We start from the raw sequence: 24,084 nt of genomic DNA, 5'->3' as shown, positions 1-24,084 counted from the left end.
CTACTTTCCCGGATTATTCTGGAATGAACCACCGGTATTGGGAGAAATGACTGACGGGCCCTGACCATAGGGATTGTTAGGAGACTGGGGAGAGTAGGGACTTCCGTATACTCCGTAGGGATTGTTGATCGAATCGGGAGAATAGGGACTCCCATATTGTCCATAGGGATTGGCGACGGAGTTCGGGTCATAGGGATTGTCGTTGAGATTCCCCAGATACTTTCCGTCCGGTGCGATCAGGACAGGAGACACCGCTTCAGCCATATCGACATGAAACACAAAAATGGTGATCATCATCAAAAACAGACCGATTTTCTTCATCACCCGATCCCTCCTCCATGAGGACATACCAAAGAAATCTCGCCTTTGATCGATCATACACCCTTACAGAAAGGATTCGACCGCTGGGGCAAAGACCGGAGTTGAGCAAAAACAACTTCTAGGGAGCGCTGATTTCACCCACCGGCTTTACAGCCAATAGAGCCAGAAAAGTCAGAACCGCCGTGACGCAAAGATACCCTCCCACAGCGCCAATTCCATGGGTCACAGCCAGTTTTGTCGCAATATAGGGTGCCGGAGAGGCACCAACAATCCCCGCCAGATTAAAAGCAAGGGACGCTCCGGTATAACGGACCGGTGTTGGAAAGAGCTCTGCCAGCACCGTTCCTGCAGGACCATAGGTCAAGCCGGTCACCGAAAATCCAAGAACAAAGAAAAGCAAGATCAGAAGGGGATGGCCGGAAACCATTACGTGGCCAAAAGTCAGACCAAAAATGAAGATCAGGACGGTGGCAAGGATCATGGACTCGCGACACCCCCGATGGTCCGCATACCGGGCCGATACAGGGATCATCAATGCAAAGCATAGGACTCCGGCCATTTGAAGAAATAAAAAAGTCTCCCGTGGATAACCCAAATGTGTGGTTCCCCACCCGAGGGCAAAAACGGTCATGAGATAAAAGAGCACAAAGGTGCTCAACAGGGAAAAGAGTCCAATCAAAAGGGATTTTGGATAATGCAAGATCACGGAAAGGACAGGGATCCGGGCCCGTTCCCCCCGCTCCATCGATTGTCTGAAGTCAGGCGTCTCGATAAGACGAAGTCGAACCCAAAGGCCGATCATCACCAAAAAAGCACTGAGCAGAAAAGGAACCCTCCATCCCCATAATGCGAACTCCTCATGGGTCAGCTCATGAGAAAGGATTAAAAAAAGACTCGTGGAGAGAATGAATCCCACCGGCGCTCCGAGCTGAGGAAACATTCCATACCACGCCCTTCGGCCTGGTGGTGCATTTTCTGTGGCCAGAAGGACCGCACCACCCCACTCCCCTCCCAGCCCCAAGCCTTGTCCCAAACGGCAAATCGCAAGAAGAAGCGGAGCCATGAGACCAATTTGACCATATGTCGGAAGAAGACCGATCAGGATGGTGGACAGTCCCATCGTCATAAGCGCCGCCACCAGAGTCGCCTTTCGTCCGACTCGATCTCCATAGTGTCCAAAAAGAACTGCGCCGATCGGTCGGGTGATGAAAGCGAGCGCAAATGTGGCAAGCGATTGTAAAGCCGCCGTTGTGGGATTTCCCGATGGAAAGAACAAAGAAGGAAAAACCAGCACAGATGCCGTCGCAAAGATATAGAAATCAAAAAACTCAATAGTCGTTCCCACAAGACTTGCGAGAAGAATTTGTGTTTTGGATGATGGCGAGCTCATATCGTTCTGAAACCTCAAAAATAATAGTCTGGTGAGAGAGATCCCTTTGTGCGGGAAAAGAGCCATGGCAGCCTTGCCCCGTTTTAGGGAATGGACGAATGACTAGGATACAGTCCGGCAGTCCAAGAGGCAAAATCCGGAACAAACTCCCTTTAAAAAGACTGGACCTGTTCACAAACAGATTCAAAGGGAAATAATAAGGCTCCAGATGTGATGATGATCACTCCGAAAACAACCTGAATATGCTAAAAAATGTCCGCAATCAATGATTGGCATTTATAAGATTTGGAAACAAGACACCATTTCAAAAAATGATCCAATATCATGCCGGATGAAGCTATTCTTTTGGAGATATGGGGGTAGAAAATGAATCTTTCCCTCAGGATGGACAGTCCCGTTCGCGTTAAAATGGGTGTTAGAAATCATGATGGGCAAGGCTAGATTTAGTCCAGAACAAGGGTTGAACTCAGGGACATCCAACTCGAAAGAGCTCCTTTGGAAAAAAATGCGGCCTTGCCTGATGGCTATATGACAGATAGGCATCCCTCCAACCGCTCCTCCCCCTTTTACAGAAAATTCCTGAAAAATCACCGATATCTTTTTAAAGACATCATCCGCCCAACAGACATGTCATCTTTACTGCTTTTCCAACACTCTTCCTTGGGCCATAGCCGCTTTCCGTCTTTTTTAACGGATGCTTTTCAAATTCGGTTCAGGAGTTATCAGACAATCGTCACCTCTCACAACTCTCCATGAAGACACACTACCGATGATCGGATGAACAATGGCGTATAAAAAATGGCTTGTTCTAAACTCGGGAGAAAGAGGATCGCCTCTCCCCAGGCGACATCCCTTCTCTTTTCTTCCCTGGCGATGGGCCGGAGGAGCACTCGCCTGGTTTCTGGTCATTCTGACATCCATAACCGTTCTATCCTACGGAGGTGCCCTTTTTGAAATCTTTTCGTATCTGCACGCAGAGAGCAAATCCCGGATGGATGAGCGCATTGTGGCGGCGATTGACCGGATCCATTCAGACATTACGGAAAGTGGTCTGGGAAAAAACGGGTACCTTCTTTCGGGGCAGACAGCCTATCTGGTCTCTTACACGACAGGAATCGAAAAGATGGTGCAGGACATTGGAGATCTTAGAAGACTTCTTTCAAGGGGAAAATCGACCGATACCCTTGCCCGCCTGAACCAATTCGCAAATATAGGGAGCTCTGATCTGGTCCAATCCTCACGACGGATGCAACAACGGGGGTTGATGGAAACGCGCGCTCACTTCAGGAAGCTCCAGGAAAGATCTCCTCTCGAGGAGATCACCCCCTATATGGAGAACATCCGGATCGTCTACCTCAAGGCACACGAGGAAATGGAAAAGGCTTCACGAAAAAGGCTACGCCGGGCATCAACACTATTTGGATTGTCCTTCATCCTGTTCGCGTCTTTTCTGGGAGTGGCCTCAAAAAGAATACTTGAAGACATCTCCAAAGTGAATGAACTCGTGACATCCCTTCACCACGACGCCCACCACGATCCCCTGACAGGGCTTCCGAACCGAGCTTTTGTCATGGAGTGGATCGGATACGCTCTCTCCAACTGTTCTCGTGAAAAGAAAAGGTTGGCCATTCTTTATATAGATCTGGACAGGTTCAAGGAGATCAATGACCTTCTGGGACATGACAGCGGAGACCTGGCACTTATTGAGGTCTCCAAAAGATTCGGCAGCCAACTGAGAGGCTCAGACGTCCTGTCACGACTTGGAGGAGACGAATTCGTTCTTCTCATGTCCGGATTTACCGATCCGGAAGCTCCATTCCTTCTTGGCGAACGACTCATCAAGTCACTTGATGATCCCATCATCCTCCCGAATGCAACACCATGTCTCGGCGCAAGCATCGGAATTTCCGTCTTCCCGGAGGATGGAGAGACACCGGAGTCGCTCATGAAGGAAGCGGACAAGGCCATGTACTGCTCCAAGGAATTGGGGGGAAACCGCATCTGTTTTTCCATGGGAGCACAGATCCTGAGAAGAGACTCATTCTCTCCTTCTGCATGAATGGACACCAACACGTTCGCGTTTGTATCTTGATAGCAAAGCATCCTGGAAAACGATTCCAACAGATTCTCCAGATACAAACCAAATCCGCCAGGGCTGCCAGCCGCCACGAATGTGGCGAACTGGCAGGTTGATATCGTCATTCGCTTTTCAGGGAATCCATATCTATTGAAAATCGGTACTTTACATCGGACTTCAGCAAACGATCGTAGGCTTCGTTGACCTTCTGAATCGGAATGACCTCCACATCGGAGGTAATGTTGTGCTTGCCGCAAAAATCAAGCATCTCCTGTGTTTCCTTTAACCCGCCAATAAGTGATCCGGAAAGGCTTCTCCGCCCGAACAGGAGAGCGAATGCATTCACAGGAAGAGGTTTTTCAGGAGCACCAACGAGAGTGATGTTTCCGTCGGGTCCAAGCATGTTGAGATAGGCGTTGATGTCGTGATCTGCGGAAATGGTGTCCAGAATAAAGCTGAAGGTTCCGGCGTGTTTTTGCATCTCTTCGGGACTTGTGGAGAGAATGACCTCATGAGCTCCAAGACGGAGAGCATCCTCTTTTTTACGGGGTGAGGTGGTAAAAACGACCACATGTGCTCCAAATGCCCGGGCAAATTTGACTCCCATGTGCCCCAATCCTCCTAAGCCCACCACACCGACCTTTTTTCCCTGAATGTTTCCCCAGCGTCGCATTGGTGAGTAGGTCGTGATCCCTGCACAGAGCAGTGGAGCAACTCCGGCAAGATTCAGATTCCCTGGGACATGAAGAACAAAGTGCTCATCCACGACAATGCTGTCTGAATAGCCACCATAGGTTACCCCACCAAGATGTTTATCGGGAGAATTATAGGTAAACGTCCCGTTCGGGCAAAGTTGCTCCAGATGGGCCAGACAATTCGGACAACTTTGATCCGAATCGACGAGACAGCCAACACCAACCAGATCGCCCTTCTTGAATGCCGTAACCCCGGACCCGACCTTTGCAACCCGTCCAACAATCTCATGTCCAGGAACCACTGGATAAACCGTTGGCATGACATCGCTCCATTCGTTACGCACCGTATGAAGATCGGAATGACAAATGCCACAGAACAGGATATCAATCTGCACATCACGGGCGGTCACATCCCGTCGCGGAATGGTATTGGAAACAAAAGGGGCAGTGGAACTCGCGGCGGAATAGGCTTTGGCTTTATACATGTTCAAGTCTCCTTAACAGAAATGGTTAATGGGTTTACAACCCTGTCATCTGCTCGCTTTTTTCCGGGTAACGAGCGCCATGGACTGTAATCATTGAAGAAGCGGCATTGATTTCTTGAAGATCATCCGCTGTCAGCTCGATCTCCAGGGATTCGATATTTTCTTCGAGCCGCTTAACCTTTGTCGTGCCCGGAATCGGAACGATCCATGGTCTTTGGGCCAATAGCCACGCCAGTGCGATTTGGGCCGGGGTCGACTTCTTGGCGGATGCAATCCGTTCAATCAGAGCGATCAGGCCACGATTGGCTTTTATGGCATCCTGGGTAAATCTTTGAAGAGTGCTTCGAAAATCGTTGCTTTCAAATGTTGTTTTTTCCGTAATCGTTCCTGTCAGGAATCCCCTGCCGAGAGGGCTGTAAGACACAAGTCCGATTCCCAATTTTTGAAGAAGCGACAGAAGTTCCTCTTCCGGCCGCCGGAACCAAAGCGAATATTCATTCTGCACAGCCGCAACCGGTTGAATGGCATGGGCTCGTTCGATCGTCCGGAGACCGGCTTCAGACAACCCGAAATGGCGGACCTTACCTTCCTGTATCAGCTCTTTAACCACTCCAGCCACCTCTTCTATCGGTACTTCAGGGTCCACCCGATGCTGATAGAAGAGATCAATAACATCGGTCTTGAGCCGGGAAAGAGACGCTTCGGCAACTTTTCTGATATGTTCCGGTCGGCTGTTTAGAACCGGCCCGGATCCGGTCATTCCCCGGGGATCGTTACGGGTGTCAAACCCGAACTTGGTCGCAATCACAACGTGATCGCGCATGGGAGCAAGTGCTTCGCCCACCAGCTCCTCGTTGGTGAACGGACCATAAACCTCTGCCGTATCAAAGAAGGTAATGCCATATTCCACGGCTTTTCGGATGAGGGCTATCATCTCCTTTTTGTCTTTGGGAGGACCGTAGGAAAAACTCATCCCCATGCACCCAAGCCCGATAGCCGAAACGTTCAGGCCACTCTTTCCCAAAGTGCGCATTTTCATTTTAATTGCCCCTTTCCCATCGTCCAGGAATGTATTCCTTTGCCATGCACTTACCCTACCTCAACAATGAGGGTGATCGGTAGACCAATCCTGTCATTTAATTGCCTAAAAATACGAGCGATAAAAATGAGAGTTGTCCAGATATGCACAAGTCAGATAACATTGATAAGGGAGGGGTTCATGAAAAGCTCAATGAAATCAGGGAACAGAAAAGAATACGAACTGGTTTTCTCCATGCATGCCTTGAGTGAAAAAATTGCTCGATGGACCGGGAAAAATGAATCTCAGACAACCGCCATTTCCGGTCTGACCCTATTCAGGAGGGAGTCCCCGACAGGTCCGATCAATGGCCTGTATGAACCCAGCCTCTGTCTGGTCGCCCAAGGAAGTAAAAGAGTCCTTCTTGGAGAAGACACATACATCTACGATAGTCAGAACTATCTGATTACCTCGCTCCATCTACCAACGATTGTACAAGTCACCGAGGCAAGCAGGGAGAAGCCTTATCTGGGTCTAAAGATGACTCTTGACCCAAAGGAAATCTCACAAATGATGCTGGACAATCCGATTCCTCCCCCCCGAATCCAGCAATCCAGCCGAGCCATGGCAACCGGAAAAATGACACAGCCTTTATTAGAAGCCACCCATCGATTGGTCGACCTTCTATCGGCAGAAGAAGATATCCCTTTTCTAGCCCCTATCATTCAACGGGAGATCCTTTACAGATTGCTGGTGGGTGATCAGGGAATGAGACTGAGACAAATTGCCTTGGCAGGAAGCCAATGCCACCAGATCGCGAGAACAATCGAGTGGATAAAAAACCATTTCGCAGAGCCATTTTTGGTCAATGATCTTGCCAAAGAGACCGGGATGAGCATCTCGACCTTCCATCATCACTTCCGTTCAATGACCTCACTCAGTCCGTTGCAATACCAGAAGCAATTGCGGTTGCAGGAAGCAAGACGTCTGATGATGACCGAAAGACTTGACGCAGCAACAGCAGCTTTGCACGTCGGTTATGAAAGCCCATCTCAATTCAGCCGGGAATATAGCCGGATGTTTGGCGCACCTCCATTGAGGGATATCACGAATCTGCGACAAATCGAGCTATTCGATTAGGCTATCAAATAAAAGTTACGAATTCCTGAGGAGTATCCTGAACTTGGACTGAATACTGGAGCGGGAAACGGGATTCGAGCCCGCGACCCTATCTTCTCGGCATCGGACTCCATAGGAATAAACACCTCCGATACCTGGCCTCGAAGCTTTTGAACACATTTCCGAACCAAGCTTTCGCTTCTAGAAAACGGATGTTCATCCAGCAAGCGGGCATAGACCCTCCGGGCCGCATGTCGCTGTTTTCCGAACCGTTCCCGGTCTTCATTGAGCCAATTGTTCAATGACAGATTTGATGGGTCCAATAACAGGAGACGACTTCTCGGCAGTCAGCCGGTACCGGGGAACCTCCGTCATCGCAATCGCTTTTCGGACGGTCGCCCGAGTGATGCAACTCTCCTTTGTAATGTGGCGAATGGACCTCTCTTCTTTTTGAAATTCTGTATACAGGACCTTATTGGGACATGAAAGTTCTTGACATCGAAAGCCGGGACGGATGGGAAAGCCGCGCCATGGAGGCGGGGGGCCAGAACGTCCTCCACTCCATGCAAACTGTTTTTTCGGGCTTCGGACGACCCATTCCCCCGGGCGGCGGCGGAAAAGGAGATCAGGCGTGAACGGCCAGTTTGACGCCCAGCGCGTGCATCACCTTCATGATCGTTTCGAAGCGCGGTTTGGAGCCGGGGGTCAGGGCTTTGTAAAGACTTTCCCGCCCAAGCCCCGATTCCCGAGCTATCTGGGACATTCCGCGTGCTTTGGCCACGTTGGACAGAGCCGCTAGGAGAAGATCGGGATCGTTCTCCTCAAGGGTGACGGTCAGGTATTCCGCAATGGTTTCCTCGCTGTCGAGATATACCGACGGATCGAATTCCAGAATTTTTTCTTTCATGGTTTCTTCTCCAGGGTTTTCTTCAATTCCTTTGCCAGAGAGATGTCGCGGTCTTGCGTCGATTTGTCCCCGCCGCAAAGCAGGAGAATCAACGTGTTCTCCTGGCGGACGAAATACAGGCGGTATCCGGGTCCCGTATCGATTCGGATTTCCGAAACGCCCTCTCCTACCGGCTTTACGTCACCAAAATTTCCCATCGCGATTCTGTCCAGGCGGGACAGGATCCGGACCAGTCCGGATCGATCCTTCAGAGAGGAAAGCCAATGCGCGAAGGTTTCTGTCTGCTGGACGGCAATCATGCAACAATCGTATCCGAATGGATACGATAAGTCAACCACAAATACATACAGGAGCCAGAACGCGAGTGATAAAAACCAATATCAGTAAATTTGAAGAGATCCTTTTCTTCATCGTAAAGAAGGGCATAGCCAATAAGCTGACGTACATGTTCTATCCCCAATGGTTTTACCATAGTCTTGATTTCTGTCAGAATTTAAAGATTGTTATATACGATGATACAGTCAAAATCGGCTCCGCCAACCAGAGCAGAATTTTTAACGCCTGATTAAAAACCACAATTCTGGCATTAAAGAGTTCGCTTTCAGCGATCCTTGATATTATTTACAAACGTCTTAATCGATTCGTAAATATCCTCGATATAGGACCTTCCCCCCATCCATTCGACATATTCATCCAATAGTGATCTTGTCGTTTTTTCCCCGATAGATCTCATGAAAAGTTTTGGTAGTGTTCCACCCCTGTATTTCTTCTCCAGTACAGAAAGAGCCGTGGCCGAATAGATCGCTTCGGAATCGGTGGCCGGCCGGCCATCCAAGTATTGGATTCCGATTTGATAAAGGTCTTTCAAGCTTTCCATCAAAGCCAAATCGTAAAGATCTTCTTCTGAATAAAAAGTTGTGAGAGCAGTATGGGCAATCGTATCTTCAAAGATCAATTTGTTCCGCATGGCTGAATATCGGATTAAATAGTCAACAGTTGTGCCGATCAAAGAGTGAACAACAAAAGAATAAGGTTCAATGGTTAAATGATAAAGGCCGAATTGTTTTTGTGCTCTGAAAGATGGAGCAACATTCCTTGATTCCTACCTTATCTTCAAATCTTGAGAAGAACTGACGAACCTGGCTTTTAGAGTTCTTAATCTCGCTGGTTAATGACATAACGGCCCACTGAAAGTTCTTATTTCAACCTCTTCGCCAAGTTCTCTGCTCTTAAATGCGTGTACCTTTTGAGCATCTGGAGCGTCTTATGGCCTGTAATGGTGGAAACTTCCATTGGGTTGAATCCCTTTTCAAAGAACCGGCTGGTGGCCTCGTGCCGGAGATCGTGAAAGGTCAGGCCGGTCAGGAAGGTCGGATCCGGTTTCTCTCCACTATTTTCGCATTCCTTTTCGTAGGTGGATCTGGCCCGTGAAACGGACCTGATAAATGTTGTCGTGATTGATAGGGACCGCGTTTGTAGATCGAGGCCAATTTTTCTCCTGAAATTGGGATCAAAACTTCATATTCTTTCAGGAGTTCATTGCAACATATTTGCAACAAAAATTGAATTTTAGAGGAAGGAAATTTTCAAGGATGGCTTAAAATATGGAGCGGGAAACGGGATTCGAACCCGCGACCCTCGCCTTTTCAAGGCAAGGAAAATCACAAAAATAATCCGCATGAAAGCTGAAGAAATCATTGCGGAATTTTTGAAATGATCCGTTTTCGACAGGAGGAAACCATGCGGGTAAGAGTAGATCAACAAGCGGATGCCATATACCTTGACTTGACGGGGGAAAAGATCGAAAGCAGCGAGGAAGTGGCTGACGGCACTATTCTAGACTACGACAGGAAAAGCAATATGGTGGGAATCGAAATCCTGGACGCATCCAAAAAAACCGGAGAGATAAATACTCTCCAACAAATGAGCCTGGATGTGGCCACGTTTTCATGATTTCTGGCATGAAGCATAGGCCGTTTTTTTGAGAAGGGCCTATTCCCATGCAAGTTTCCGCTATAACTGGCCACAAGACTCTTCAGATGCTGGAACAGTATCCGCATCTAAAGGCAGAGGATCTGAAAGCTCAATTGAAAAATCGTATTTTATAGGATACAATTAATCATGATCGAAGTCCGTCAGACTGATACTTATTCCGAATGGTTTTCAGAACTTCGAGATCGAGCCGCGAAGGCCAGAATTGATATTCGGATTCGCCGGCTTTCCCTCGGAAATCCTGGAGACGTGAAACCGGTAGGGTCCGGTATCTCCGAAATGCGAATAGACTACGGACCAGGATATCGCATTTATTTCACGCAATGCGGGCCCGCGCTTGTTATTCTTCTGGCCGGGGGAGACAAGAGTACACAGGAAAAGGATATCAGAACGGCCCATGAACTTGCCGACAAACTTTAGGGGGATTTAAGATGCGAAAAACAAAAACCCGACTTTGGGATCCGGCAGAACATCTGGAAACCGAAGAAGATATGGCCGCTTATCTTGAAGCGGCTCTCGAAGATGGAGACCCTGTCCTTGTGGCAGCGGCTCTGGGAGATATAGCCCGGGCCAAGGGGATGACGCAAATTGCCCGCGAAACCGGCCTTGGCCGTGAAAGCCTTTATAAGGCCCTTTCGGCAGAGGGAAATCCTGAGTTTGCAACGGTTCTCAAAGTTCTCCGATCCCTTGGGTTACGACTTCATGCCACGGTCGGTTGATATTTTTGGAGCGACAAACCCCAACAGATGAATCGACAGAGGTGAGATGTCAAATGAGCCATTGAGAAATCGCATTCTTGAAGAAGTTCAAAAGATTCCTGAAACAAAGTTGGAAGAGGTGATTAACCTCCTCCATCCTTTCTCCTTGAGTCTTGCTTCTTCAGAACCTCTTCCCGTATCAACGATCCTTTCATTTGCTGGAGTTTGGAGCGATATGGATGAATCGACTTTCAGGGATTTTGAAGAAGAGATCCGAAGACGGCGAGGATACGAATAATGACGACAAGCCAAGTGGTGTCTTTCGTCACCGAGAGCGTCCAGCGACTCATGGAGATTTTCGCCGGGAGCATGACGGGAATTAGAAATCCTAAAGCTCATGAAATAGTTTCCATCGACTCAACCAGAGCAATCCATTTTTTATTTCTTGCGAGTCTCGAAATGAATCGGTTGGATGATGTAAGGATTCCCTAAACTAATTGGAGGCTTTCCATAATGGGTGATATCGATCTTTCCAACCCTCCTGAATTATATTGGCATTGTGCTATAAAGATCGGAGAAAAATCTCCCTATGCTGTAGTGAATGATCTTAGTTTCAGTCAGCTAAAGAAAAATATTATAGATCCTTGGTTATCTGGTCGACAATTCTTTGTGTCTGGAATCCTTGTCAAAAAAGAAAAAGTATCTGAAATCAGAATCGCATATACCCCCTATACAACAGAAAAATACGTGAATGACTATGTTCAGAAAAGTGTCCAGAGTGGATTTTGTGGATCGGAGGATCCGCATCTTATCCCATTAGGAATGGGTACCGAGCTAACTAATGAGCTTCTGTCGACTGAAACATCTGTGGCTCCCGATCCCTCAATTTCCGATACCGCTCTGGTCCTCCAAATCTGTCAAAGGATTCAATATTCAGCAAGAATTCTTTCCAATCGGACTCGAAAAGGGAAAACTCCTTTTTTAATCGAGGACGAATATGATGTTCAGGATCTCCTTCAAGCAGTCTTGAAGGCTTACCTGAAATATTCCGTCCAGGAAGACACTCTTCCCAAAGTGGCTTCTACAAAATCCAGCCGGGCAGATATCTCTATCGAGAATCTAGGAATTTTGATCGAGGTTAAATATGTTCGCGAGTCTGGGGATCAGAGACGAATTTTTGAAGAATATTCAGAAGATTTAGAACTTTACAGTAAATGGCCTTACCTGAAAACCATCATATTCCTGATCTATAACGCATCAATCCTTCGGGATCCCGAGGCTTTTGAGAAGCACTCAGGACCACAAGAGAGAAACGGGAAAAGGTTCAATGTCAAGATAGTTCTTTCATGAAGTATAAAGACTAGGGAGAGGTAGCCGTTAGTATTTTTGATGGCGAATTTTTTGGGAATTTATATAGAACGTAGGCGAAGGATCGTATCCATGAATTGTGAAATAGAATTTCTACCAGTTGGAACTGGATCAAGACCGGGCGATGCCATTGTAGTTCGCTATGGAGAGGATAATAATTGGCAACTCATAGTCATCGACGGTGGAACCTTGGATACCGGTAAAGATCTTGTCGTCCACTTAAAAACCACATTTGGCTTCAACGTTGTCATTACCCATGCGCTGGTGACCCATCCTGATACCGACCACGCTTCTGGTATGCGTGAGATATTAGAGGGTCTGCCAGTAGAAAATTTATGGGTTAATTTGCCGTGGAATTTTGCAGCAGAGGCTAGACCGTATTTTGTCGATAAAAATTGGACCGAACAGGGGCTTGCCAATGAATTGAGAAAGGAATTAAAGTGGACGGGTTTGTCAAGACAGTTTTTATGCCTTTTCTAAGAACATATTTCTCAGAAAAGAAAACCGTACTTTTAATCGCTTTAATCTTTCTTTCCCGTCTCGGTCGGTCCTGATTTTCCTCCTTCAGAGAGAATTTCCCAAGGTGTTTTGTAGTCCAAAGATTGATGAGGTCTTTTAGTGTTGTAAAACCTGAACCAATCCCGGATTCGTTCTCTGGCTTGCCGGGGCGTATCGTATTCGTTTAGATAAACTTCCTCGTATTTTATACTTCTCCAGAGTCTTTCTGTGAAAATGGTATCAATGGCTCGCCCCTTTCCGTCCATGCTGATCTGGATGTTCCTGGACAAGAGACGTTCGATATAGCTGTTGCTGGTGAAATGGCTTCCCTGATCGCTGTTGAAAATGGCAGGGAGAGCGGTCTTGAAAGCCCGATCCACACAGTCCAGGACAAACGGCATCTCAAGTGTCTGGTCCAGTTCCCAGGACACGACATACCGGGAATGCCAGTCGATAATGGCGACCAGGTACCTTTAGGAGGGGGCGGTGTGTAGGCTGGCTTAAACCAAAAACGACCCAAAATGTTCAAACACAATCCTTCGGAGAGGATTCAATAAAACGAGAAATAATCCTCAGGAGAAATCCCTCCAAAGGGGGAATGGAGACTATAAGGAAATTGCCTTGCGGGTCCCGTCTCGGATGATTTCCTCCACGACTCGGGTAGGAATCCTGACCGCCCGCCCGATGTGGACAACCTCGATACTTCGATCAAAGATCCACCGCCTTATCGTGGAGGGCTTGATTCTGAGATGGGTTGCCGCTTCTTTAACGGTTAACAATGGCTCAATCATCTGAGGCTCCTTTCGCCCGTGGTCCAAAATTTGAACAGCTTGACAACGCCAGATGATCATCGGATAATATCGTTGTGATCGACTATAAAACGAACTAAAACGTTTTTCAAGGGGACAGGCAATATGAGTAAAAACCTTGATGAAATCGAGCTCGCCAATAATCTCATCTCGCTGACGGGATTATCCATGTCAAAGGTGGCCCGGAGTGCCGCGATTTCCCCGGGGAATTTATCGAACTGGCTGCGTGGGAATCGGACGGCCCTGGGAGCGGAGGGCAAAGATCGCCTTTTCTCAAATATGGGCATAGTCGGTGGAGCGCTTGATCCAAGAAAGGTTCACATATGGACAATGAAGAAAGGCGACCTGACTCCCTTTTATTCTGTCTTAAAATGGCTTTCGCAACCCTTTGAAATATTTCATATTGCCCCCCAAAAGCTTTCCGTGAGGGACTATTTTCCGGACCGATACTTTCTTCCTCTCATCGCATACAATCAGAATACCCGCATCGTTCTACTTCGAAAAATATATTCTCTGGAAAGCAATATTCCCCCGATCGACCCCGCTTTTCTCCCGGAAGGGTCCCACTGGAGGGTCCTTCCGAAGGATTCCTATTTTCAGTTCGTCGTGAAGAGAATTCCCAATGAGATTTATGTCCGCTGTTTTTCCGGAGAAATCACTCCAGAAGAGTTTGATCTCATCACGAACGAGCATTCCCTGAAAACACCCGCGCCTCCTGGCTGGGACAGCGTGGTGAATGCTCTCCAGGGATTAGGCTTCGACCCGGCCTCCGCGCTCGACTGGATCACGAAAATGAATTCTTTAAGGAAGGATCCGTGAGATGACTGAAGATCAGCGACGGGAATACAAAAGCTCCTGGCGGGACGAATGGATGAAGAGCATTTGCGGGTTCGCCAATGCCCAAGGTGGGATTCTTGAGGTGGGAAAGGACGACCATGGAACGATTCTTGGCCTGCCTGATGCTCCCAAGCTGCTCGTGGACCTTCCCAACAAGATTCGAGATGTTTTAGGCATCATCCCGTCCGTAAACCTTGAGAATGAAGAAGGCCATGAGTTCATTAGGATCATTGTGGATCCCTCCCCCACTCCCATCAGCTACAAGGGCGAATATTTCTTTCGGAGCGGGGCCACGAACCAGACCCTCAAAGGCAGCTCCCTCGATCAGTTTCTCCTGCGAAAGCAGGGGAAAACATGGGATGGTGTGCCCGTTCCCGAAGTCTCGGTCAAGGATCTTGACGAACACATTCTCGACGACTTCAGGCATCGTGCCATGCAAAGCCAGAGGCTCTCGGAGAAAGACCTGAAGGGATCTGATGCCGTCCTGATCGAACGGCTTCGGTTGACGGAGGGGACCTACCTAAAGAGGTCCGCCCTTCTCCTCTTCCATCCCGATCCCGAAAGATTCGTGACGGGATCCTATGTCAAGATCGGATACTTTAGTAGCCAAACCGATCTCCTCTATCAGGATGAGGTTCACGGGGATCTCTTCACTCAGGTGGACAACACCGTGGACCTTCTTCGAACCAAGTATCTCAAGGCTCTCATCTCCTACGAGGGTCTCCAGCGGATCGAGACCTTCCCGATGCCGGGTGATGCCCTTCGCGAGGCTGTAACCAACGCCATCCTCCATAAGGACTACGGAAGCCATATCCCCATTCAGATTCGCGTCTACGACGACCGGCTCTCGATCTGGAACAACGGACAGCTCCCCCCGGAGTGGAACGCGGATCGCTTGGTCCGGGAACACTCCTCCCACCCCTTCAACCCCGAGATCGCCCACGTCTTTTTCAGGGCCGGAATGATCGAGTCCTGGGGACGAGGGATCGAACGAATTGTGGAGTCCTGCCGAAAGGCGCACATTCCGTTCCCGAAGTTCCTCCATGAGACAACGGGCTTGCGGGTGGAGTTTCCCTACCCTCCTTCCCATATTCACCCTGAAAGAACTACCAAGAAAACTACCAAGAAAACTACTAAGAAAACTAGGGAGAAAACTAGGGAGAAAACCGAGACAAGCACGACGAAACAGATTATCGATCTGATCGCCGCCGATCCATTCCTTACCATTCGGGAACTGGCCGACAAAACGGGTGTCTCCTTTGACGGAATCGTCTGGCAGATCAAGAAGCTCAAAAAGGAAAACCGAATTGAACGGGTGGGACCGGACAAGGGTGGTTTCTGGAAAATTCTGAAATAGGGCCATTTCCCTGAAGGGAAGCGCGTTCCTCCTTCTGAACCTGTCACCACGGAAAATCGCGATCAAGGAGCGTACTCTATGGCACGAAAAAATGGTGAAAATCGAGGCATCCGGGAACTCCCTCCGGGATCGGGGATCTGGTGGGTCGACATCTGGCATGAGGGCAAACGCATTCGGAAGAAGGTCGGGAGCAAGTCCGCCGCCCGGGCAACATGCGACAGACTCAAGACAGAATCCCGGGAAGGTCGTCTCGTCCCACGTCCTGTCAAAAAATACGACCCTACCTTTCGGGAATTGGCGGAAATGTATGCGCAGTACGCCAAAATCCATCACAAGAGATAGGGGGACAACAGCACCCGCATTCGTCGCTGGCTCGACGCCTTCGGAGACAAGTCTGCACTCTCGATCAAGCCCCACATGGTCGAAGAAATCATTGCCAAAATGATCGATGAAGACTATAAGCCCGGCACCATTGCCCGGGAATTGGTGATTCTGAAGGCGATCCCTCAATCGGGCCATCAAGAACGAGCTCATCGAAAAAAATCCCATTGCCCGCGTTTCGGCTCCAAAGTTCGACAACACCGTTGTGCGATATCTCACCCCGGACCAAGAAGAACGCCTCTTCAACGCCCTTCCGGAGCGACTCCATCCCATCGTCACGGTCGCGCTGCACACAGGACTTCGCCAGGGGGAACTTTTGAAGCTGAATTGGGAGGATGTCGACTTCAATGCAGGAACCCTCTTTGTCCGAGATCGCAAATCCGGGGAATCGACGCACGTCCACATGAACAGTCGGGTGAAGGTAGTGATCTGTTCCTTTCGGAAACAGGAGGATTTTGAGGGAGCGATCTTTACCGACACCCATGGAGGACGGATGGATGCCCGAAACTTGAGGAGGGACTTTGGGATTGCCGTCAAAAAAGCTCGATTGGCCCCTTTCCGATTCCACGACCTGAGACATTCGTTTGCCTCACGTTTAGCGATGCAGGGGGCCAATGATCGGACGCTTCAGACACTCATGGGGCACAAGACCCAACGGATGATTCTCCGGTATGCCCATCTTGGCCCGACCCATCTTTTAAACGCACTCGAAGGGTTGGTCAAGGCATCTCCTCCCCAAATCGGAACGGACACTAAAACGGACACTACGAAGTTTTTGAGGATTGAAGGCGGACAAAAAACGCTGAAAGCATTGAAAATACTGGAGCGGGAAACGGGATTCGAACCCGCGACCCTCGCCTTGGCAAGGCGATGCTCTACCGCTGAGCTATTCCCGCAATAATGGAGGCGAAACTAAAATAGCGATTATCCGATATATTGTCAAGGAAATGTCCTGAAATCGGTTTGACAATGAGAATCAGTTTGACTTGCAGGAAATCATCTTCGGGTGTAATCTTATGGAACCCTGAAAATATCTGGATTTACAAAAAAATCCACCCGCAATGGGAAAGGTGACCTCAAAATGAAATCCGCCAAGCCGATACAAAACGATATCAACAGAGAAAGCGAGGAAATCAAGCAGCTTGTCTCCAAATTTCGCTCGCTCAATATTCAGATCACCCCTCAGAGGCTTGTTATTGCCTCAGCCCTTACCGGAACAGAAAAACACCTGTCCGTTGAAGACATTCACCAGATTGTCCGAAAGAAAAACTCCAAGATTGGTCTGGCTACCGTTTACAGGACACTCAATCTGTTAAAGGGAAAAGGGCTCATTGAAGAGCATCGGTTCAACGACGAATTCAGCCGATATGAGCTTCATACCGAATCCCATCACGACCACCTGATCTGTATCGAGTGCGAAACAGTCATTGAATTTGACCAACCGGTGATCGAGCATCTTCAGGATCTGGCTGCTGCAGAAAAAAACTTTACCATCGTTTCCCATAGACTTCAGATCTATGGCATCTGTGAAAACTGTGCAACAGCCAATAAAAAACGGGAAAAGAATCCGATTTCCCCTTGACCGGGTCAGCGTGCGGGCGTCAGGATAACACCCAATGTCCCGACGGCTGACAACTTCCCGTTGCTCGATATCACCCCCAGAAAATCAGATTCGGACAAATCCCCTTCGGACTTTATGACAGGTTCGATGGCGCTGCCCGGTTTACCGGACAGAAGGATACCACCCTCTCCCGAAAGGGCCACAGAACCATCGGGCAAGAGAGCCGCCCCATATAGATCATTCCTCACTGGAATCTCAAGCTTTGAAAAATGGGAAGAGTTTCCGTCCGGAGAGTAGTAAACCAGACCATGATCCCCCGCCAAGAGGACCCTTTTACCGTCCGTTGAAAGAACGTTGAAGGAGGGTTCCTGTCTGGTCACCCTCTCCGAAGCCATCTCAAGGGGATGAAAGGTCGTCCCTCCGTCGGTTGTCTCCAGGAATGTGCGATGCCATCCCGCGACATATCCATGTTGTGGGGTCAAAAAAGCAATCCCATAAAGATTCTGGACGGTCGGCACGACCAAACGCTTCCAGGAGGCCCCACCATCCGAGGTCGCCAGGACAATTCCCTTTTCCCCTGAAATAAAGCCATGAAGAGGATCGGGAAAACTGATGGACTGCAGGAAAAAATCCTTCACCGGAACAGAAACCCTTGTCCAGTGATCACCCCCGTCAACAGTCTTTAACAAAACGCCATCATCCCCCGAGATCCAGCCGACCAACGCGGAAGAAAAGGCAATTCCATAAAAATCTCCCATCAGCGGAGGCGCGATCCGTTTCCATGACACTCCTCCATCATCGCTTTTCCAGATTGATGATTGGTCCCCGACAACGACAAAGTGACCTTCTGATGGCGAGGCAATTCCATCAAGTGTCCCGACATAGCGGAGGGAGCGGGGAATTTTTTGGCCAGAAGCCACAACGGGAACCGGCTGTGACAGTCGAAAGGCTGTTCCGGGAGGAAGAGTAAAAACTGGAAAGGGTGGAGCATTGTTCTTGGTACAACCGGAAAAGAAAATAATTCCCCAAAAAACGATCATGAAGCTCAAGGGAACCCTTTTCGAAGTGGTGCCCGGAATGGTCCTGGTTTCCGGAACACCCCTCTTCTCAGTGAATATCTTGTTCCTCAGTATCTTTTTCAGATTCATGCTCCGTCTTGAAAGGATTGAAGTGATACTCAAAAATGGTCTTGATGGCAAATGGAGCGCTATTTGCTGTCAAACCGGCACCAATTCCAATATTCCAGTCGATATTTTCACCAATGGCAAAGTTCCACGAACTGAAAACATAATCTTGCTGGGTGACCTGCCCGTTTCCCCCGAGTGGAAGCATGTTGTTGATCGAACCCTGATCTCCAAAAGCCTCAATACCGGTGTTGACCCAGTCGGCCAGTAAATAGTATAACCCCGCCGCATACCCGAAATCAGGTGGCAGGGCAGCTGTTGGACCGGAAGGATTGGCCGTCTCAAAAAGATAACTCATATTGATGTCCAGGATAAAGTTCCCGATCTTTTTTTCCCCAATCAAAATCACGTCCAGAAGAGATTCCTCATTGGCTCCGGCTGCCGGCAGCCAATATTCGATCTGCATGGCGGGATCGATAAAATCGGGAATTTTGGGAAACCGGATACGTGTGGTAATCGCCCGGGTCTGGTAATAAGAGTAGGTTTGCCCAGCACCCGCCAGAAAATCTTCATAAGTTCCGAATGTCAGCCAGTCTGTTACCCCAAACTCCAGAAGATAGGTCGAAAAAAGAAGATCCGCATTTTCCTGGGACTTTCCGAACATCGGATCAGCAGATTTCGATGGAAGAAGCAAGGTTTGCCAGGTACCGATACTGAACTCCCCCTGCTCCGGGGTTTCATACGGATAAACAATAAAATCCCTGAAAGGATTGGCGGCATTGACGATGGAAGGGAATATGGCAAACAATGAGAGCAGAAAGAAAAAAGAGCAACAGAACCAGTTTTTAAAACCATCATTTCGGAAATTGGCTGTCAGGTGCTGGAAATAGATCTCCGGTCCGGACCGGAACGAAAAGGGTTCTTTCATTGTTTCTTGCGAAAAGGGGATTCCCAAAACCTCCTCCTGTCCAAAAACAAAACACTCTGATCAACAAGGAAAACTCTCCGGCAAGCCGGACAATCCTCCAATGGTCGCTCGCCATCCCAAAAGGTTATAAAAGTCGACCCAACAGCCATCAAAGAATGATTTCAGTGAAGAAACAGATAAATAAGGAGGCCCCCCGTTATAAAAATAAGGGTAAAAAAAGCCACTTTTAATCACTTTTGGGAGCAACCAACAATAGCATATTTCCATCTGATTTCCATCTGATTCAGACGGCCGGAAAATCTTTTTTTGGCCTCAGGAAAATCGCTCTCCGAAGATCTCTTCCGGACAATCAGCTCCTAACGGAAATGCTTCCGGAAGGATCCTGGCAAAAAAATCCCGGACAGATAGGTTTTACGTTTTTTTTCAGGTAAAATGGCGAAAAGATCATTCAACCAAAGACCTCGAGGAATCCCTTGTTCGATATTACCGTCACAACCCAATTCTCTGCCGCCCACCAGATTCCAGGATACCCGGGGGCCTGTGCCAGGCTCCATGGACATAACTGGAAAATCGAGGTCACCATCAGGGCGCTCACACTCGATCATCTTGGCATGGCGCTCGACTACCACCAGGCCGAACAGATGCTTTTTCCCATCATTTCTGAACTGGACCATACCAACCTCAATGATCACCCTTTTTTCTCCGACAGGACGACCACTTCTGAAAATGTGGCCTTTTTTATCCATTCCCGGATGAAACAGGCTCTTGGCAATGATCTTCAGGCAAAAAACCGAAAACTCAGTCTGATGGCCGTCACTGTCTACGAAACGGATATCTACAGAACCACCTATCGGGAGACCGATGGCTGATGGAAGGGAAAGATCCTCTTCTTTCGGTCAGGAACCTTACTGTCCGGATCAAGACGCCACAGGGGGAAATCATCCCCGTCAGGGAACTTTCCTTTGACGTTCATCCGGGAGAAATCCTCGCCATTGTCGGAGAATCAGGATCGGGAAAGACCCTGTCGGGACTTTCCCTCCTCGGACTCACACCAAAAGGCTCTCGAATCCAGGGAGAAATCTTCCTCCGGGGAACCCCTATCCAGAGTTTTACAGAGACCCAATGGAATACCATCAGGGGAGCCCGGATCGGTCTGGTCTTTCAGGAACCCCAAAGCGCCCTGAACCCCATTCTGACGATAGGCACACAGATTGAAGAGATCCTGAGAAGCCATTCTGGATCCGTCCAAAGATCGGAGGAAACAGCCTTCATCCGATCGCTTCTCGAACGGGTGGGGCTTCAGAATCCCGACAGGATCGCAAAATCCTATCCGCACCAGCTCTCGGGTGGAATGAGGCAAAGGGTCATGATCGCCATGGCGACAGCGCTCGATCCTGAACTTCTGATCCTTGATGAGCCAACAACGGCTCTTGATGTCACCATGGCCACCCAGATCCTTTCCTTGCTGATCGAAGAAAATCACAGGCGTAAAACCGCGATGATCCTCATCTCCCACGATCTGTCTGTGGTCAAGAATTGCGCCAGCCGCATTTTGGTGATGTATGCGGGACGGATCATAGAAAAATGCGACAGGAACCGATTCTTTAATGAAGGACCGGACCATCCCTATAGTCAGGCCCTTCTCAAATCACGTCCTGACAAAGGGGAATATACACGTCACGATGGCCCACTTGAAGCCATCGGTGGCCAGGTACCACCTCTCTGGGACCTTCCGGAGGGTTGCGCTTTCTCCCCGAGATGCCAGAGGGCAGATGAAAGATGCAGGACGACAGTTCCTCCATGGAAACCATACTCAGCGTCAGACCTTTCAGAACCTTCAGAAAATCCGGCCATAGAGGGCTCCCTTTGCTTTTACCCGGGAATCTTCCCATGATGCCAAATGATGCAAGGCCAGACACCCAGAGAACAACGGAAATCTTGCCCCCCGAAAGTCAGACCCCCTATCTTCTGGATGTCTCCCATATCACGCGTATTTTCGACAAGCCAAGAGACTCTCTTTTTTCACGCAAAGAGACCATCACAGCCCTTCAGGATATCTCTTTCCGGGTTCCGAGACGATCGATCGTCGGACTTGTCGGGGAAACCGGTTCCGGAAAAACCACGCTTGGAAGAATCGTCATGCGACTGATCGATCCGACTTCCGGAAGCGTCCTCTATAATGGGCAGGATCTGACCGCTCTACGGAAGGAACCTCTCCGTCAAATGAGGAAGCATTTTCAGATGGTTTTCCAGGATCCCTATTCAAGCCTTGATCCGAGAATGACCGTCAGAAACATTCTGAAGGAACCCCTTTCGGCTCATGACATGCTTCCATCTCCAAAAGAGGAAACGCAATCCCTGGGGGATCTGCTGACAAGGGTTGGTCTTCGACCTTCCGATCTGGACCGTCTTCCCAAAGAGTTTTCCGGTGGAGGAAGACAGCGGATCGGGATCGCCAGGGCCATTGCCCTGAAGCCGGAACTTCTTGTCGCAGACGAGCCCATCGCCTCCCTCGATGTTTCCATCGGTGCCCAGATCATCAATCTCTTCTCTTCCCTGAATCAAGAAGATCTGATGACTCTTTTCTTTATCTCGCATGACCTGTCGGTGATCCGGTACCTGACCGATTATGTTGTCATTCTTTATCGGGGTCTCAAGGTAGAGTCCGGACCAACGACATCTGTCTTTTCCCAGCCGTACCATCCTTACTCTAGACAGCTTCTCTCCTCCCTGTCCGGAGAACCAAAAGGCACAGCCAATCGGGACAATACAGAAAAGGAACAGCCGCTTCTCCTGCCTTTGTGTCCCTTTTATGACCAGTGTCCAGAACGGGAATCTATATGCCGGACGGACCCTCCGCCCATCAGGGTGGAAGCTGCCGGCCCCTCCGATCTCTGGCCAAGGGACATGGCCTGCCACAAACCACTTTAAATGAAGGACCTGATCATATGACCCATACATTTCACCCTCTGGAAGTCACTCTTCTGAAGGCGCTCATGACAGCCACAGAACCGGAGGATGCCAATAAACTTGAGTCCCGCACCCAGCTCTCTTCAGGGCAGCTCAGCATGGCTCTCGGATGGCTTGAGGCCAAAAAGCTGATCGAAATCCACCCGGGGCCACCGGAAACGGAGGTGACCGTCACCGACTCCGGAAGAGAGATCCTCGAAGAAGGATTTCCTGAAGAGGTCATCATCGACCGGATCCGCAAAGACCCGACATTGACCATCGCCAAGCTTCGGGAGGGTGTCAGTGACCCGGCAACCATCTCCAAGGCGATCGGAGACCTGAAATCCCAGGGAATCATCTCCATTCTGGAAGGTGGCATCCTCGCCGTAACAGCCCCTCTTCCCGAAAGTCTTGTCCGGTCATTCGATCTTATCCGGGCTATTGAAAAGGAGGGCTCCATCCTTCTTGAGTCTCTCCCGCAGGAAGACAGGGAACTTCTGGAGGGACAATCGAGAAAACGCGGAAAAGGCAAGGGCATTCTGAGGCTGGATGTCAGGGATACACGGTGTTTTTCCCTCATTCCCGGACTTGTCGATCTGGAGGACCTCGAATTGGAGGAAGGAGCACTGGGGGCGGTCACTCCTGAAATGCTCCAGAATAAAACCTACAAGGGAAAACGCTTCCGCCCCTATTCCCTTGAAACTCCCGCTCCACGCCCTCCGATTGGACTTCTTCACCCCTACAGGAGCTATCTCGACGAGGTCAGGGGCCATCTTGTCCGTCTGGGATTTACCGAAATGAGCGGAACGCTTGTGGAAAATGAATTCTGGAACATGGACGCATTATTCATCCCCCAGACCCATCCCGCCCGAAATATCCATGATATCTATCTCATACGCGAGCCCCGGGAATCGGCATTGCTTGATCCTGAGCTTAAAAAAGAGGTCCGGGCTGTCCATGCCGGAACCGAAAATTCCGCAGGAAGCCGAGGCTGGAGACAGCCCTGGAGCGAAGCCCAGTCCAGACGCCTTCTGCTCAGAAGCCAGGGAACGGCCTTATCCGCTCACCAGATGGCCTCTTCACCCGATGTTCCGGGAAAGTATTTCGCCATCGCACGATGCTTCCGTTATGACCAGGTGGACCAGACCCATGCTGTCGACTTCTATCAGGCAGAAGGTATCGTTCTTGAACCAGGAGCTTCGTTCAAGACACTACTGGGCCTTCTGACACTCTTTGCCAAAGAGGTCGCCGGTGCCCGCGAAATTCATTTCAAGCCCGCCTACTTCCCCTTTACCGAGCCCTCCGTCGAGATCCATGTCAAACATCCCGTTCTTGGCTGGATGGAGCTTGGCGGTGCCGGTCTTTTTCGTCCTGAAGTGACAAAACCCCTTGGCATCGATGTCCCGGTAATTGCCTGGGGTCTGGGAATCGATCGCATGGCCATGATGAGTCTTGGTCTTTCCGATATCCGGGATCTTTTTTCGGGTGAGCTCTCGACTATCACCCGCATGCATGAAGCCCGGGCAAAGAGCCGTTCCGTTTTCAAAAACACTGAGAAAGGATCCTGACC

General features: G+C 49.4%; 28 protein-coding genes, 1 tRNA gene and 4 pseudogenes. 20 read left to right on the top strand and 13 right to left on the bottom strand.

All coding sequences use genetic code 11. The features are described from left to right. Entirely contained in the window at positions 1–321 is a 321-nt protein-coding gene (locus tag LFE_RS00755; RefSeq protein WP_014448373.1) for a hypothetical protein, read from the bottom strand. 118 nt (positions 322–439) lie between these two features. Beyond that, positions 440–1,711, bottom strand: coding sequence for an MFS transporter (locus LFE_RS00750; RefSeq protein WP_014448372.1), 1,272 nt, complete (start codon positions 1,709–1,711; stop codon positions 440–442). A 784-nt stretch (positions 1,712–2,495) separates the two neighbouring features. On the opposite strand from LFE_RS00750, the gene LFE_RS12790 reads away from it, so the two are divergent. Next, positions 2,496–3,770 (top strand): diguanylate cyclase domain-containing protein, encoded by a 1,275-nt coding sequence (locus LFE_RS12790; protein WP_014448371.1) that lies wholly within the window; start codon positions 2,496–2,498, stop codon positions 3,768–3,770. 139 nt (positions 3,771–3,909) lie between these two features. Here the strand turns inward: LFE_RS12790 and LFE_RS00730 are convergent, their stop codons facing one another. Together LFE_RS00730 and LFE_RS00725 are read right to left on the bottom strand one after the other, a co-directional pair. Then, the gene (locus LFE_RS00730) at positions 3,910–4,968 is read right to left on the bottom strand and encodes an NAD(P)-dependent alcohol dehydrogenase (protein ID WP_014448370.1); all 1,059 of its coding nucleotides are present in this window, start codon (positions 4,966–4,968) and stop codon (positions 3,910–3,912) included. Positions 4,969–5,002: 34 nt separating this feature from the next. Then, positions 5,003–6,007 carry an aldo/keto reductase gene (locus LFE_RS00725; RefSeq protein WP_014448369.1) on the bottom strand — a complete coding sequence of 335 codons (1,005 nt, stop codon included), beginning with the start codon at positions 6,005–6,007 and terminating at the stop codon, positions 5,003–5,005. A 180-nt stretch (positions 6,008–6,187) separates the two neighbouring features. Between LFE_RS00725 and LFE_RS00720 the strand changes: the two genes are divergently transcribed. Together LFE_RS00720 and LFE_RS14030 are read left to right on the top strand one after the other, a co-directional pair. Next, complete coding sequence (locus LFE_RS00720) at positions 6,188–7,126, top strand: AraC family transcriptional regulator (RefSeq protein WP_014448368.1); 939 nt, start codon at positions 6,188–6,190, stop codon at positions 7,124–7,126. A 461-nt stretch (positions 7,127–7,587) separates the two neighbouring features. Next, positions 7,588–7,740: a hypothetical protein gene (locus LFE_RS14030; RefSeq protein ID WP_014448367.1), complete on the top strand. Its 153-nt coding sequence runs from the start codon at positions 7,588–7,590 to the stop codon at positions 7,738–7,740. Here the strand turns inward: LFE_RS14030 and LFE_RS00715 are convergent. From LFE_RS00715 to LFE_RS14305, 4 genes and pseudogenes are all read right to left on the bottom strand, one after another. Then, on the bottom strand, positions 7,731–8,012 hold the full coding sequence (locus tag LFE_RS00715; protein ID WP_014448366.1) for an addiction module antidote protein: 282 nt from the start codon (positions 8,010–8,012) through the stop codon (positions 7,731–7,733). The two genes, LFE_RS14030 and LFE_RS00715, sit on opposite strands and share 10 nt — an antisense overlap. Then, positions 8,009–8,311 carry a type II toxin-antitoxin system RelE/ParE family toxin gene (locus tag LFE_RS00710; protein WP_014448365.1) on the bottom strand — a complete coding sequence of 101 codons (303 nt, stop codon included), beginning with the start codon at positions 8,309–8,311 and terminating at the stop codon, positions 8,009–8,011. Before LFE_RS00710 ends, LFE_RS00715 begins: the two co-directional genes overlap by 4 nt. Before the next feature lie 302 nt (positions 8,312–8,613). Then, positions 8,614–8,979 (bottom strand): hypothetical protein, encoded by a 366-nt coding sequence (locus LFE_RS00700; protein ID WP_232502538.1) that lies wholly within the window; start codon positions 8,977–8,979, stop codon positions 8,614–8,616. Positions 8,980–9,209: 230 nt separating this feature from the next. Further along, positions 9,210–9,437: pseudogene (locus tag LFE_RS14305) on the bottom strand (tyrosine-type recombinase/integrase); the annotation flags it as partial. Positions 9,438–9,752: 315 nt separating this feature from the next. On the opposite strand from LFE_RS14305, the gene LFE_RS00690 reads away from it, so the two are divergent. The 8 genes and pseudogenes from LFE_RS00690 (at position 9,753) to LFE_RS00660 (ending at position 12,550) form a co-directional block, all read left to right on the top strand. Continuing rightward, positions 9,753–9,965 carry a DUF2283 domain-containing protein gene (locus tag LFE_RS00690; RefSeq protein WP_014448361.1) on the top strand — a complete coding sequence of 71 codons (213 nt, stop codon included), beginning with the start codon at positions 9,753–9,755 and terminating at the stop codon, positions 9,963–9,965. Then, a pseudogene (locus LFE_RS14620) lies at positions 9,955–10,120 on the top strand (site-specific integrase); the annotation flags it as partial. The gene LFE_RS00690 and the pseudogene LFE_RS14620, both read left to right, overlap by 11 nt. A gap of 13 nt (positions 10,121–10,133) precedes the next feature. Beyond that, positions 10,134–10,424, top strand: a complete 291-nt coding sequence (locus LFE_RS00685; RefSeq protein WP_014448360.1) for a type II toxin-antitoxin system RelE/ParE family toxin — start codon at positions 10,134–10,136, stop codon at positions 10,422–10,424. A gap of 11 nt (positions 10,425–10,435) precedes the next feature. After that, complete coding sequence (locus tag LFE_RS00680; RefSeq protein ID WP_014448359.1) at positions 10,436–10,723, top strand: addiction module antidote protein; 288 nt, start codon at positions 10,436–10,438, stop codon at positions 10,721–10,723. 218 nt (positions 10,724–10,941) lie between these two features. Next, the gene (locus LFE_RS14300) at positions 10,942–11,085 is read left to right on the top strand and encodes a hypothetical protein (RefSeq protein WP_232502537.1); all 144 of its coding nucleotides are present in this window, start codon (positions 10,942–10,944) and stop codon (positions 11,083–11,085) included. After that, positions 11,051–11,194 carry a TIGR02391 family protein gene (locus LFE_RS14615; RefSeq protein WP_407081000.1) on the top strand — a complete coding sequence of 48 codons (144 nt, stop codon included), beginning with the start codon at positions 11,051–11,053 and terminating at the stop codon, positions 11,192–11,194. Before LFE_RS14300 ends, LFE_RS14615 begins: the two co-directional genes overlap by 35 nt. Before the next feature lie 21 nt (positions 11,195–11,215). Next, complete coding sequence (locus LFE_RS00665; protein ID WP_014448356.1) at positions 11,216–12,052, top strand: PD-(D/E)XK nuclease domain-containing protein; 837 nt, start codon at positions 11,216–11,218, stop codon at positions 12,050–12,052. A gap of 90 nt (positions 12,053–12,142) precedes the next feature. After that, entirely contained in the window at positions 12,143–12,550 is a 408-nt protein-coding gene (locus tag LFE_RS00660; RefSeq protein ID WP_014448355.1) for a ComEC/Rec2 family competence protein, read from the top strand. A 41-nt stretch (positions 12,551–12,591) separates the two neighbouring features. Here the strand turns inward: LFE_RS00660 and LFE_RS00655 are convergent. Both LFE_RS00655 and LFE_RS00650 read right to left on the bottom strand, forming a co-directional pair. Then, positions 12,592–13,038 (bottom strand): annotated as a pseudogene (locus tag LFE_RS00655) (transposase); the annotation flags it as partial. A 135-nt stretch (positions 13,039–13,173) separates the two neighbouring features. Then, positions 13,174–13,359 carry a helix-turn-helix domain-containing protein gene (locus LFE_RS00650; protein ID WP_014448353.1) on the bottom strand — a complete coding sequence of 62 codons (186 nt, stop codon included), beginning with the start codon at positions 13,357–13,359 and terminating at the stop codon, positions 13,174–13,176. A 123-nt stretch (positions 13,360–13,482) separates the two neighbouring features. Between LFE_RS00650 and LFE_RS00645 the strand changes: the two genes are divergently transcribed. The 4 genes and pseudogenes from LFE_RS00645 to LFE_RS14610 form a co-directional block, all read left to right on the top strand. Then, entirely contained in the window at positions 13,483–14,196 is a 714-nt protein-coding gene (locus tag LFE_RS00645; protein ID WP_014448352.1) for a hypothetical protein, read from the top strand. Position 14,197: 1 nt separating this feature from the next. After that, a complete protein-coding gene (locus LFE_RS00640) occupies positions 14,198–15,571 on the top strand; it encodes an ATP-binding protein (RefSeq protein WP_014448351.1) in 1,374 nt (457 codons plus the stop codon). A 78-nt stretch (positions 15,572–15,649) separates the two neighbouring features. Then, on the top strand, positions 15,650–15,913 hold the full coding sequence (locus LFE_RS00635; protein WP_014448350.1) for a hypothetical protein: 264 nt from the start codon (positions 15,650–15,652) through the stop codon (positions 15,911–15,913). A gap of 244 nt (positions 15,914–16,157) precedes the next feature. Continuing rightward, positions 16,158–16,577: pseudogene (locus tag LFE_RS14610) on the top strand (site-specific integrase); the annotation flags it as partial. A gap of 196 nt (positions 16,578–16,773) precedes the next feature. Here the strand turns inward: LFE_RS14610 and LFE_RS00625 are convergent. Beyond that, positions 16,774–16,848 (bottom strand) — tRNA-Gly (locus tag LFE_RS00625). A 185-nt stretch (positions 16,849–17,033) separates the two neighbouring features. Between LFE_RS00625 and LFE_RS00620 the strand changes: the two genes are divergently transcribed. Further along, positions 17,034–17,534: a Fur family transcriptional regulator gene (locus LFE_RS00620; protein ID WP_014448348.1), complete on the top strand. Its 501-nt coding sequence runs from the start codon at positions 17,034–17,036 to the stop codon at positions 17,532–17,534. Positions 17,535–17,539: 5 nt separating this feature from the next. Here LFE_RS00620 and LFE_RS00615 read toward each other — a convergent pair whose 3' ends face one another. After that, positions 17,540–18,553 (bottom strand): WD40/YVTN/BNR-like repeat-containing protein, encoded by a 1,014-nt coding sequence (locus LFE_RS00615; RefSeq protein ID WP_232502580.1) that lies wholly within the window; start codon positions 18,551–18,553, stop codon positions 17,540–17,542. A 67-nt stretch (positions 18,554–18,620) separates the two neighbouring features. Further along, a complete protein-coding gene (locus tag LFE_RS00610) occupies positions 18,621–19,592 on the bottom strand; it encodes a hypothetical protein (RefSeq protein WP_014448346.1) in 972 nt (323 codons plus the stop codon). 446 nt (positions 19,593–20,038) lie between these two features. Between LFE_RS00610 and LFE_RS00600 the strand changes: the two genes are divergently transcribed. From LFE_RS00600 to pheS, 4 genes are read left to right on the top strand one after another with little or no spacing between them, the layout of a single operon-like run. Next, positions 20,039–20,434, top strand: coding sequence for a 6-pyruvoyl trahydropterin synthase family protein (locus LFE_RS00600; RefSeq protein ID WP_014448345.1), 396 nt, complete (start codon positions 20,039–20,041; stop codon positions 20,432–20,434). After that, the gene (locus LFE_RS00595) at positions 20,434–21,459 is read left to right on the top strand and encodes an ABC transporter ATP-binding protein (protein WP_014448344.1); all 1,026 of its coding nucleotides are present in this window, start codon (positions 20,434–20,436) and stop codon (positions 21,457–21,459) included. The genes LFE_RS00600 and LFE_RS00595 overlap by 1 nt, the downstream gene beginning before the upstream one ends. Further along, complete coding sequence (locus LFE_RS00590) at positions 21,456–22,496, top strand: ATP-binding cassette domain-containing protein (RefSeq protein ID WP_158310224.1); 1,041 nt, start codon at positions 21,456–21,458, stop codon at positions 22,494–22,496. The genes LFE_RS00595 and LFE_RS00590 overlap by 4 nt, the downstream gene beginning before the upstream one ends. 17 nt (positions 22,497–22,513) lie before the next feature. Further along, complete coding sequence (gene pheS / locus LFE_RS00585; RefSeq protein WP_014448342.1) at positions 22,514–24,082, top strand: phenylalanine--tRNA ligase subunit alpha; 1,569 nt, start codon at positions 22,514–22,516, stop codon at positions 24,080–24,082. Positions 24,083–24,084 lie beyond the last annotated feature (2 nt).

This window comes from Leptospirillum ferrooxidans C2-3 (genome assembly GCF_000284315.1).
Classification (GTDB): Bacteria; Nitrospirota; Leptospirillia; order Leptospirillales; family Leptospirillaceae; genus Leptospirillum; species Leptospirillum ferrooxidans.
The sequence above is the reverse complement of the archived record's forward strand: the minus strand, read 5'-3'. Positions and strand labels throughout refer to the sequence as shown.